Here is a 12,238-nt window from a genome sequence, read left to right as displayed (position 1 = left end):
AATACGTGGATTCCATATAAACAATGGGGCACTTTCGAGTTAGAAAGTGCCACGGGTAAAAATTCAATCCGAGAAGCTTTTGGACAGAAATCATTTAGACTATTTACTTAAATCGGGAGTCACCGGATTAGTTCAGGTATCTAAAACTCCAAGGTCTCACCATCAGCAGGAATAAGGACTTTATCTGACAAACCGTTTTTATCAATTGCTTCTTTAAGAATTGGTCGAGTCACTGCACAGTGATTGAGTGCCTCCATATGGTTCGCAACCACCTTATTAGGGGAAAGGCGAATAAACTCCATGACCTCATCAATAGACATCAATAACGGTTGACCAACATCCATACGAGCACGGCCTGCTGCCACCACTGTGATGTCGGGTTTTAACTCATTCAAAGCTCGTCTTACATCATCGGTTAGAACCGTATCTCCGCTAATGTAAATAGAAGGCTCATTGGGAAGCTCTAAGAAAAATCCGACGCCATTTGCCATTAGCTTATGAATCCAACCATGACCGTGTAAAGCAGGAACCGCAGTTAGTTTTCCGCCTAAAAAGTCGATAGTTTGCCAGTCTTCAATTCCCCAATTTACCGTTAAGTCGTATTTTTCTAGGTAAGCCTTATCTTTGGCTGGTGTCGCAACTGGGATATTACGACTTGTTAAAAACGTCTCACCTGCCGGATCTAGGTGATCTCCATGTTGTAATGCCTTGATACCAAGTGTTTGACTGTGAGTAATTAAGGTATGAGTAACCTTGTTTAGTAGCTCATCGGCATTACTTGGCATCTCAACGGTTGGATTTTTCGCGGCCTTAGCCTTAATGACTGAAAACGGAGGCATAGAGCCTTTTTTCCCCAACATAGGATCAATAAGGATAAATTTTTCGCCAGATTCAATGATAAAAGTTGCGCTACGTAGGTGATGGATCTTCATAATACCTCTCTAAATTCACTCATGAGTCATATTCTCTATGTGATTTAGTATGCTATTTTCGGTAACCTTGCCATACTGTCTCGAAAGTCAATATTCGCGCAAATCGAGACAAATATGGAGAAATCAACCGAGTTAGTCAAAATCACTTTGATTGCCTTTGAAGGGATCAGTGCTTTTCATCTCTCTGTACCCTGTATGGTGTTTCAAGATATCTTTTTCGATCAGCCGCCTCGGTTTGACTTGAAAATCTGTAGCGAAAAAAGCTCGCCATTGGAAACAAGCTCAGGATTTGGTGTGGTGATCGATAGAGATTTGAGCGCTATTAAAGAGGCGGATATTGTGATTGTTCCAAGCTGGCCAAATGACCTGCCAGAGCCAAGTGAGCGACTTATAGAGGCGCTAATAGAGCATCATGGGAAAGGTAAGCTACTAGTAGGACTCTGCCTCGGGTCTTATGTACTTGCATGTGCTGGCGTTCTCGATGGAAAACGTGCCACAAGCCATTGGGCGTTTTCCGAACAATTTCAGCAGCAATTTCTTAAGGTGAATTTTGATCCAAACCCTCTATTTATTGAACATGAGACTATCATTACCTCAGCAGGGGTAGCAGCTTCGCTAGATTGCTGTCTCCACATAGTGCGCCGCCTGTGTGGCAGTGTACTTGCGAATGATCTCGCACGTAAGATGGTGACTGCGCCATCTCGTACTGGTGGACAGCAGCAATACATACCAGCACCAGTCAACATAAAACCTCTTACAGAGACAAGTATTAGCCTTGTGATTGAGCTGGTGGAGCAGAGCCTTAATCAGTGTCACTCACTAGATGAAGTCGCTGAGCGCTGTGCGATGAGTAAACGTACCTTCACACGCCAGTTTAAATCCACCTATGGCTGTACATTTGGTGAATGGCTGCAAAACCGACGTTTGGTGCTTAGCCAACGTCTATTAGAAACCACGAAACTATCGATACCTCAAGTTGCAGAGCAAGCGGGTTTTGGCTCTGACAGTGTATTCAGAAAGCACTTTAAATCGGCTTTTCATGTATCGCCGATTCAGTGGCGCACTACATTCAAGCAATAGTCTTAATTTCATTGAGGGCGATGGGGCTAGATCGTCGCATCTATTACTTTTTGTATCTGAAACCTTGCAAGTTCAATTCTAGGCGTTTTTGGGGCATCACAAGCCAGCCCTAACATCACTAGTTTGAAGCTACAAAATGATTTGCCGAAATCAATAGAATGAGTTTTGACTATCTCGCTATAAGGCCACTTAGCGATGGTGTATCCAACATATGAGCACAAAAAAAGCGAGCACTAAGCTCGCTTTTAACCATCTGTTTTTAAAGTAAATTACAGTAGTTCTACCGACTGTTGAGCAATCACGAATTCTTCGTTGGTTGGGATAACCATTGCTAATGCGTTTAGCATTTCAGACTTACCGATGATGCCTTCAGCACCAAAGCGAGCAGATTCGTTACCTGCTACATCTTCAACGAAACCTAGAATCTTAAGGTTGTTTAGGATTTCACGACGAATTGGTAGAGAGTTCTCACCGATACCACCAGTGAAGATGATGCCGTCTAAAGAATCTAGCGTTGCAAGGTAAGAAGCAATGTATTTTGATACGCGGTAAGTAAACACCTCAAACGCAAGCTTAGCGCCTTCATGGCCCTCTTCCATTGCTTCTAAGATGCCACGAGCATCGCTCGTAAGACCAGACACGCCAAGGAAGCCAGACTCCTTGTTTAGAGAGTTAAATACTTGCTCTTGTGACCAGCCTTTCTTAAGTAGGTATTCGATGATGCCTGGGTCTAGGTCACCACAACGTGTGCCCATCATTAGGCCAGAAAGTGGTGTGAAGCCCATTGAAGTATCAACACTGTTACCGTCTTTGATTGCACATACAGATGCGCCATTACCTAGGTGAACAGAGATAAAGCTAGATTTTTCGATAGGCTTGTTAACCATCTTCGCAGCTTCACGGCTAACGAAGTAGTGGCTCGTACCGTGGAAACCGTAACGACGTACGCCGAAGTCTGTGTATAGCTCTTTTGCGATTGCACCAGTGAATGCACGTTGTGGCATTGTTTGGTGGAAAGCCGTATCAAATACAGCAAATTGAGGTAGAGAAGGGAAAGCTTCAATCGCAGCACGAATGCCGACAGCACCTGCAGGGTTATGAAGTGGAGCTAGGTCAGATAGGCTTTCAATTTCGTTCGTTACTTCTTCAGTAATACGAACGGTTTGAGTGAACTTCTCACCACCGTGAACGATACGGTGACCGATAGCCACGATATCAGCAGTGAAGCCTAGATCTTCCATCAGGCCAACCAATTTGCCAATGGCAATTTTGTGGTGGTTATCTTCGCCTTGAATGGCAATTTCAGTTTTCTCGCCTTGATATTTCCAGCTCATACGAGCATCTTCAAGACCAAAACACTCCCCTAGGCCACTTAATACTGCTTCACCAGAAACAGAATCGATTACAGCAAATTTTAGGGATGAACTACCCGAGTTAATAACCAGAACAAACGAATTAGACATTGGATATGGATCCTGTTTCAGTACGAATTGGATGAAGTGTTTACTTCAATTTTAGTTAAGTCCATTATTCAATAATTTTTGAATCTTTCAACTTTTGTTTTGAAAAAATCACTAAATGAACACAATTAAGTTGATCTTGGTCATTAAATTATTTATTTCGAGAGCGAAATTAAAAAATAGTTGAATAAGAAAATTAATGAACAGGTGACGCAAACGAGTGCTCACGTTATTTTTAACTTGATTCAGTTAATTAAAGCGACTCGAACAAATGCAGGTGATCCGCTTAAAAAACAACCACCCTTCCCTTTCGTCTGCTTATCATTACCGATAACTTTTTGCTCGATTTCTCAATTGCTCAGTGTTTGCATCAAAAAGCTCACTGAAGTTGAGAATAGTGATCTGATCTTATTTTGATTGCCTTCGAGCACAACTCTACGAATAGATGCACTGTAACGACGCTTAGATAGCCTTCACTCTTTGTTTTAGAATGTTTTGGTATAGGCTTAGAACGCGATACAGCTAAGTTTTGGCACTAACATTCGTTCTAGGCGCGATGCTTAGTTTCATGGACGAAGCATAGTTACAGGAACGAAGCTTGATTAAAGTAAGTTAGCTACGAATATCGAGCCAACCAAAGCTTAAGTTCAAATAGCAGGCACAAAAAAGCCGAGCATTACGCTCGGCTTTTAAATTCAGTGTCTAGACCTAAAGCGTCTAAGCGACAGGTTGATTAACCTTCGTTGCGCTCTGGACGACGACCACGGTTACCACCGCCATTGCCGTTACCATGGCCACGTTCGCCACGGAAGTTACCACGGTGATCGCCACCACGGTTACGGTCGAAACGACGTTCGCCATCACGTCCGCCAGCAGAGTTACCATCGCGAGCACCATCACGGTTGCCACGGTATCCACCACGACCGCCTTCACGGTTACCACCTTCGCGGTTGCCGCCTTCACGGTTACCACGGTAGCCGCCACCATCACGACCGCCACGGTTGCCACCACGGTTGCCATCACGACCGCCGCCGCCACGACGAGGCTCACGGAAGTCATTGAAATCAACAACTACAGCGCCAGCTTCTTTTTGACGAATGCGAAGTTTGCTTAGCTTACCAGCAGTTTCAGAGTTCATTGCTTTTGGCAGTTGAACGTAAGTAGAACCTTGGTCTAGCTTGATAGCACCGATAGAACCTTTAGTTAGGCCAAGTTCGTTTGCTAGTGCGCCAACGATGTCTTTAACCTGAACGCCTTGCTCACGGCCAACTTGTAGTTGGTAAGTATCCCAATCTTGAGTATTGAAGTTGCGACCACCACCGTCACGGCCGTTGTCACGATCTTCACGACGCTCTTTGCGACGGTTCTTATCACGCTCAATAGCAGCGATCATTGGGTCTTCGCCAACGTAGAATAGTGGGCTCTTACCTTGCTGACGCTTAAGAAGCATTGCAGCTAGAGTAGCAGCATCAACTTCTAGAGACTCTTGAAGAGTAGAGATAAGACCTGCAAAGTTTTCTAGTGCTTTGCTTTCTTTCTCAGTTTCAAGTTCAGCGCCAAGCTTAGCAACACGTGCAGCAGCAACTTGGTCACGTAGAGGAAGTTGAATTTCTTCCATTTGAGACTTAGTTACGCGCTCGATTGTGCGAAGCATGCGAATTTGGTTAGTGCGAACTAGTAGGATCGCTTTACCTTTACGTCCAGCACGGCCAGTACGACCAATACGGTGGATGTAAGATTCAACATCGAATGGGATGTCGTAGTTGAATACGTGAGTGATACGTGGAACATCAAGACCACGAGCTACAACGTCAGTTGCAACTAGGATGTCGATAACACCTTGTTTGATGTGATCAACAGTACGCTCACGTAGAGACTGAGGAATATCACCGTGCAGTGCAGCAGCTTTGAAGCCACGTGCAGATAGCCAATCAGCTAGACGCTCAGTGTCTTGACGAGTACGTACGAATACGATTGACGCGTCAGTTTCTTCGGTTTCTAGAAGACGAGACATTGCTTCGTCTTTTTCTACGCCTTTAACAACCCAGAAGTTCTGCGCTACTTTATCAACTGTGTGGTTAGTACCAGCAACGTCAACTTTAGCCGGGTTACGTAGGTAACGGTCAACAATAGTCTTAACCATTGGAGGCATAGTTGCAGAGAAAAGTACACGTTGTGCAGATTCTGGAGCTTGCTCTAGGATCCAAGTAACGTCATCTACGAAGCCCATTTTCAGCATTTCATCTGCTTCATCAAGAACAAATGTGTGTGCTTCATCTAGGTGTAGACGGTCACGAGTTAGTAAGTCTTTAACACGACCTGGAGTACCAACAACAATGTGAGCACCGCGGCTTAGAGCACGCATTTGGTCAACAATTGAAGCACCACCGTAGATTTCAATAACTTTAAGACCTTTGATATCACGGCCAAGGTTTTTGATTTCCGCAGCAACTTGAATCGCTAGCTCACGAGTAGGAGCCATGATGATTGCTTGTGGTTTGTGTTGGTTCAGGTTGATTTTGTTAAGTAAAGGCAGAGAGAATGCTGCTGTTTTACCAGTACCAGTCTGTGCTTTACCTAGTGCGTCACGGCCTTCAAGAAGAAGAGGAATAGCTGCTGCTTGGATTGGAGTCGGAGAAACGAAACCCATGCTATCAAGAGCTGAAAGAATGTTATCGTTTAGGGCTAATTCATTAAATTGAATTACAGATTCGGACATTGGGATCCCACTATATATAAGTAAACAAAAGGTCCCGGGAGCTCTATCAATTCCAATACTGATCCAATCAGATACTGATTCCATTCAGAGTTACGAAGCAGTAATAAAACACTTCAAGCCATTAGGGACGTCTAAGGGAGGCGGATTATTCCCTAAATGCATAAAAAAATCCAGAAAAAATTGAAATACATCACATATTTTTCGCTTTTACATCAATACTGGTTATCATATCGTCAAAACTTGATGAATATCTCGTCACAGCACCCATCTCCTAGCAAATTGACCTAGTTAAATAAGAGGGCAATTAATTAACGCTCACTTCGCCTTTAAGTAGTAATCAAGCCTCGCAATGATTATAGTGTGCTCAATTGTCCTCGATAGATAAAAGTCAAAATGTTTCAAGATAATCCTCTACTCGCTCAGCTCAAGCAGCAAATCCAAGAAACCCTCCCTAAAAAGGAAGGTACCATCAAAGCCACTGAAAAAGGTTTTGGTTTTCTCGAAGTTGATAGCAAAACAAGCTTCTTTATCCCGCCTCCGTACATGAAGAAATGTGTGCACGGTGACAAGGTGATTGCCATCATTCGCACAGAGAAAGAGCGCGAAGTAGCAGAGCCTGAGGAATTGGTTGAACAAGGTCTTACTCGCTTTATTGCACGAGTTAAGCTTTTCAAAGGCCGATTGAACGTTGTTCCTGATCACCCGCAGCTCAAAAAACTGCAACTTAAAGCGAAAGCAATGAAGGGTCTAAACCCTGAAACGCTTAAAGAAGGTGACTGGGTTGTTGCTCATATCGTTCAACACCCATTAAAAGGTGACAACGGATTCTTGGCTCAGATCTCTGAGAAAATCACAGACGCTGACGACAAGATTGCACCTTGGTGGGTAACGCTAGCACAAAACGATCTACCAAACAGTGAGCCTGAAGGCATCGACAACTGGCTAATCAACGATGACGCCGATCTTGAACGTGTAGACATGACGCACGTCCCTTTTGTGACTATCGATGGCGAAAGCACAAAAGATATGGATGACGCGCTTTACGCGAAGAAGAAAGAGAACGGTGATTTTGAACTGACTATCGCAATTGCTGATCCAACGGCTTACATCTCTCCAGATGATGCGATGGATAAAGTGGCACGCGAGCGCGGTTTCACTATCTACCTTCCTGGTCGCAACATCCCAATGTTGCCTCGTGATCTTGCTGACAACCTATGTTCACTGATCGAGAACGAAGTTCGTCCTGCACTTTGCTGCACAGTAACGGTATCTAAAGATGGCGTTATCGGTGATGACATTAACTTCTTCGCTGCAAACATCAAATCTCATGCTCGTCTTGCTTACGACAACGTATCAGACTGGCTAGAAACAGGTGCATCAGAGAAATGGCAACCATCAGAAGAGATTGCTGCAATTGTTTCTGATCTTCACCAATTTGCTCAAGCACGTTCAGCATGGCGCTCAGCAAACGCTGTTGTGTTCCCAGATCGCCCTGACTACCGCTTTGAACTGAGCGAAGATAACGATGTTGTCGCTATACACGCTGACATGCGTCGTAGCGCAAACAAGCTGGTTGAAGAATCAATGATCAGCGCGAACATCTGTGCGGGCCGAGTACTAAAAGAGAGCTTCAACCAAGGTGTGTTTAACTGCCATTCTGGTTTCAAGGCTGAGAAAATCTCCGACGTTCTTGAACTGGTAAACCCGCAAGCGGAAACGCCGTTCACTGAAGAGCAAATCATTTCTCTAGAAGGTTTTGCTACTCTACGTCGTTGGTTAGGTTCTTTAGATAACAGCTACTACGACAACCGTATTCGTAAATTCCAAGCGTATAGCGAGATCAGCAATGAGCCTGCACCGCACTACGCGATGGGATTAGATATTTACGCAACTTGGACTTCTCCAATTCGTAAATATGGCGACATGATTAACCACCGTATGCTTAAAGCACACATCTTAGGTAAAGCGCCAATTCAAACACCAGATGAAACTATCGGTGATGAACTTGCCCTGCACCGCCGTCACCACGGCATGGCTGAGCGTAATGTTGGCGATTGGTTGTATGCTCGCACTCTAGCCAATGCTCCAGCAGAAGAAACTCGTTTCCAAGCTGAGATTTTCGATATTAACCGTGCAGGTATGCGTGTACGTTTACTTGAAAATGGTGCTGCTGCATTTATCCCTGGATCTCTCATTCTTAATAATAAAGAAAGAATAGAGTGCAACGGTGATATGGGTACTGTATCTATCGATAAAGAAATGGTATACAAACTGGGAGACGTTTTAGAAGTAGTTCTCTCTGAAGTTAATCAGGAAAACCGTAACTTAGTAGCAAAACCTACTCAAGTATTTGCGGACTTGCCTAGCGAGCCTGAAACGACAAACGAAACCGAAGCTTAAAGGCGTTAACAGCTACAGCTTTCAAGGTTTCGGCTTTCAAGGTCAAAGCTATCAAGGTCAAAAGCTTCAAAGGTTCACTTCTAAAGGCGCTAATTATTAGCGCCTTTTTTGTAAATGTCTCATGCTTAAACAATACTTAAAAAAACAATCAATAAGCAATCAATTTACAACGTCAAAGAAGCTCACTATGTCATCAATCACAGTTACTCAGTTCAGAAACTTCATTCCCAGGAGACGAGAACGTTATCCTGCCTCTAAAAACGGTATCTTTATAGTGTCGAAAGGCAGCATTTCTTTTGTGTTGCCCAATGGTACTCAAGCCTCGTTGCAAGCGGGAGATTTCACCCTTTACAATTCTGGTCAGATTAAAGACATCACGGTTAACACTGAAAATGGCGAATTCAGCGCAACCTGCTTAGATTTTGATTTGGCTATCTTTCAAAAGTTCATTAATCAGTTCAGCGATTTAGAGTCCGCTCGAATCCCAGACAAGTACATTAAGTTCAATCAAACGGATACTGAGCTCTGTCAGTTGAAAGATCTCATCATGTCACTGGCCAACTCTTCTTCTCAGAATGACTACGCACTCACTCAATTAGGCTTAAGTTTGCTGTCTTTGATGGTGGAACAGTACCCAGCTCTATTGGCTATTATTGCTCGAGCTTCAAGGTTAACCGTGACCCAAAGAGTCATTCATTACATCGAGCAAAACATTGAAAACAATATCTCTTTGGATACGCTCGCCAGTTACATGGGAATGTCACCGGCTACGCTTAAACGTCGCTTATCGGCTGAAGATCTGTCGTTCTCAAACTTATTAAAGATAAAACGTATTGCTCATGCAGCCACTCAGCTAAGAACATCGGATAAGTCGATCACTCAAATCGCGTATGAGTCAGGCTTTAAAAGTGCCGCTCACTTCAGCACGGCCTTTAAAACGTATCACGGAAAAACACCAAAAGACTTCCGATCGCTAGTGGCACAAGCACAACTGCAGAGCGTAAAGCCGCAAGTTTAAAGAAACAAAGCGATAGATTGATGTGGACGTCTTAGTTGGGAACTGGTGTAAACCAAGTGGCTTCAATATTAAGCCACTTGGGTGTGGGATGAGATGATTTGGCTTTGGGATTCAGTGGTTGAGTTTTGATACTCATTGATTCAGCTTTGCGAGCAGGCCACCAGCAAACGTGAAAACAGAGTGACTATGACCAGAAGTACGATTTAGGGTCTTTTTCTATTTCCGCCAAAATAGCATCAAGATCCTTCGATTTAGGAAGGTACGGATACGGCCCCCAATTCACAGAGTCGGTTTCGACATCCCCTTCAAGCGGCACCATCACTAACCAACAAGACAGCGACTCATCAAAAGTCACGCAGACGATCTCGTTTGTATAATCACTGTGAGATGAGTCGAGTAGATAATGCGCCTGAGAAAACAGCACACCACCCTCACACTCTTCATATAGGGATTTGCCTAGCTCGACAGGTAAACTTCGATTTCGAGATGTACAGAGCCTCTCGGCCCCAATTAAAAGACGATTCAGCTCGATATGAATGACGGACATAACACCCCTTGTAACTTCATAGAAACTTCTAAGTAGTGAATTCCTCTACTTAGCTTAGGACTCAACAAACATTTTAGCGAACAAGCGTAATCAAAATACCTGCCCTGCTCCCAGAAACGAATCTTGCTTTCGGAAACCCAGAAAGCTACGACTCATCAAGCGAACAGCTATACATCGAGAGTATGTAATTTCACAAAAGTGTCATATAACCGACCTATCATATGCGACAAATGTTATTAACTAGGAGTTGTTTATGTTACGAGTCGCGCTTGCCTCTCTTTTATCCTTAGCCCTGTCTTCTCATGCTGCTTTAGCACAAGAAACCACTATTTCGGGCTCCACTTCAGTATCACGAGTGATGGATGTATTAGCTGAGGAGTACAACAAGACTCACCCTGATAACTATATTGCGGTTCAGGGCATTGGTTCTACAGCAGGTATTACCATGGTTAATAAAGGTGTCTCTGACATCGGTATGAGCTCGCGTTATTTAACCGACCGCGAACAAGACGAGAAGTTGAAGGTATTTCCAATTGCCTTTGACGGCCTAGCTGTAGTAACTAACCGCTCAAACGCTGTAAGCAACGTTACACGTGAGCAGCTGTTCGATATCTACAAAGGCAAAATCACGAACTGGAAAGCTGTGGGTGGCGCAGATCAGCCTATCGCAGTTGTCACTCGCGAAGCGTCTTCTGGCTCACGCTATAGCTTCGAAAGCTTGCTTGGTTTAACGAAGATCATTAATGACCGTCTAGTGTCTGACATCAACCCAAATAACTTGGTTGTAAACAGCAACAGCATGGTTAAAACGATTGTTAACCATAACCCACACGCGATTGGTTTTATCTCTGTTGGTTCGATCGACCGTTCGATTAAAGCAATCACATTTGAAGGCGTAGAGCCAACATCTAAGAACATTGCTAACCACAGCTATGAACTGGCTCGCCCATTCTTGTTGCTGCATAAGACAGACTCAGTTTCTGACGAGAGCAAAGACTTCATCAAATTCGTGAAGTCAAAGCAAGGGCAAGACCTTATCGAAGAGTACGGCTACACTCGCATTAAATAAGTGAGTGAGTTTTATCTTATGAAAAAAAAGAGAGAGCATTAAGCTCTCTCTTTTTTTGGAATCTATATGGTTCGTTTAGAAGTGAAGTTGAATCACTGAAACGATCACAGCGCCAGGACGACGAATACCTTCGATTTCTACGCGGATTTCGCGTTCAATCTCTAGGCCTTTCTTAATTGGCGTTACTTTTGTTAGCGTACTTTTAGCACGAACGTTACTGCCCGATTTAACAGGGTATGGGAAACGTACTTGGTTAAGACCAATGTTTACGACCATCTTCGCTGTTGGGAATTGAGACTTGTCAGGGTCAACACTGTCAGTCAATCGAGGAAGCAGAGATAAAGTTAAAAAACCATGTGCGATGGTTGTTTTGAACGGAGAGTCTGTTTCCGCTTTTTCAGGCTCAGTGTGAATCCACTGCATATCTTCAGTAACAAGGCCGAACTGGTTAATACGGTCTTGACTTACATTGATCCAGTCGCCAGTATGGATGACTTCACCGATCTGTTGATTAAGCTCATCAAACACAAGTTGTGCTTCTGGCTTAAGTACGATCGGCTGTTCCACCGGCATCTCTGGTGCATCTTCATTGACAGCAGGTTTGTGGTGATCACGAACCCACGCAAAGAAATGGCTATTTTGCGTACGATTAAGAAAGTCGCCCCAGTAATCTCTAAGAGCTGGAGACATCCATTGCATAAACTCTGAGTGTTGCGAAGACATGCTATCGCCTCGGTGTTTAAATAAATCAATGACTTTCATAAGAACCTCAATGCACAAAAAATTTCAATATAACTTCGTAATTTTGAAACACTTCACACTATTGTGCAAATGTTTTCGAGCATACAACCGTTAGCTGAACCTTGTTAAAATCATATTAAACATATACTTACCAATAAAACATCATTTTATTACAAAACCCAAATTAGAGTGTTAGCTCTATCACATGACAAACATTTGTTTATATAAAAGGCGTTTTTATTCATAAGTGGAATAAAAAAAGGTTCATCGCG

Annotated in this window: 9 protein-coding genes; 4 read left to right on the top strand and 5 right to left on the bottom strand. The window is 43.6% G+C overall.

All coding sequences use genetic code 11. The features are described from left to right. Positions 1-140: 140 nt before the first annotated feature. Positions 141-932 carry an MBL fold metallo-hydrolase gene (locus AB4138_RS22845; protein WP_017039291.1) on the bottom strand — a complete coding sequence of 264 codons (792 nt, stop codon included), beginning with the start codon at positions 930-932 and terminating at the stop codon, positions 141-143. Positions 933-1,046: 114 nt separating this feature from the next. On the opposite strand from AB4138_RS22845, the gene AB4138_RS22840 reads away from it, so the two are divergent. Beyond that, positions 1,047-2,012: a GlxA family transcriptional regulator gene (locus AB4138_RS22840; protein ID WP_372307825.1), complete on the top strand. Its 966-nt coding sequence runs from the start codon at positions 1,047-1,049 to the stop codon at positions 2,010-2,012. Between the two features lie 269 nt (positions 2,013-2,281). Here AB4138_RS22840 and AB4138_RS22835 read toward each other — a convergent pair whose 3' ends face one another. Then, positions 2,282-3,475, bottom strand: coding sequence for an acetate/propionate family kinase (locus AB4138_RS22835; RefSeq protein WP_372055964.1), 1,194 nt, complete (start codon positions 3,473-3,475; stop codon positions 2,282-2,284). A gap of 730 nt (positions 3,476-4,205) precedes the next feature. After that, the gene (locus tag AB4138_RS22830; protein WP_080582207.1) at positions 4,206-6,275 is read right to left on the bottom strand and encodes a DEAD/DEAH box helicase; all 2,070 of its coding nucleotides are present in this window, start codon (positions 6,273-6,275) and stop codon (positions 4,206-4,208) included. 309 nt (positions 6,276-6,584) lie between these two features. Between AB4138_RS22830 and rnb the strand changes: the two genes are divergently transcribed. Next, entirely contained in the window at positions 6,585-8,591 is a 2,007-nt protein-coding gene (rnb, locus tag AB4138_RS22825) for an exoribonuclease II (RefSeq protein ID WP_017059497.1), read from the top strand. A gap of 187 nt (positions 8,592-8,778) precedes the next feature. Then, on the top strand, positions 8,779-9,609 hold the full coding sequence (locus tag AB4138_RS22820; protein ID WP_017064362.1) for an AraC family transcriptional regulator: 831 nt from the start codon (positions 8,779-8,781) through the stop codon (positions 9,607-9,609). 184 nt (positions 9,610-9,793) lie between these two features. On the opposite strand, the gene AB4138_RS22815 is transcribed toward AB4138_RS22820, so the two are convergent. Next, entirely contained in the window at positions 9,794-10,156 is a 363-nt protein-coding gene (locus tag AB4138_RS22815) for a DUF3024 domain-containing protein (RefSeq protein WP_017059495.1), read from the bottom strand. 253 nt (positions 10,157-10,409) lie between these two features. On the opposite strand from AB4138_RS22815, the gene AB4138_RS22810 reads away from it, so the two are divergent. Beyond that, positions 10,410-11,225 carry a phosphate ABC transporter substrate-binding protein gene (locus AB4138_RS22810; protein ID WP_017064361.1) on the top strand — a complete coding sequence of 272 codons (816 nt, stop codon included), beginning with the start codon at positions 10,410-10,412 and terminating at the stop codon, positions 11,223-11,225. A 75-nt stretch (positions 11,226-11,300) separates the two neighbouring features. Here AB4138_RS22810 and AB4138_RS22805 read toward each other — a convergent pair whose 3' ends face one another. Next, the gene (locus AB4138_RS22805; RefSeq protein WP_017059493.1) at positions 11,301-11,987 is read right to left on the bottom strand and encodes a MaoC family dehydratase; all 687 of its coding nucleotides are present in this window, start codon (positions 11,985-11,987) and stop codon (positions 11,301-11,303) included. Between the last annotated feature and the right edge of the window lie 251 nt (positions 11,988-12,238).

The sequence above is a fragment of the Vibrio sp. 10N.286.52.C3 genome (assembly GCF_041468865.1).
Lineage (GTDB): Bacteria > Pseudomonadota > Gammaproteobacteria > Enterobacterales > Vibrionaceae > Vibrio > Vibrio crassostreae_C.
Note: the sequence above shows the minus strand (reverse complement) of the source record. Positions and strands in the feature narration are given on the sequence as shown.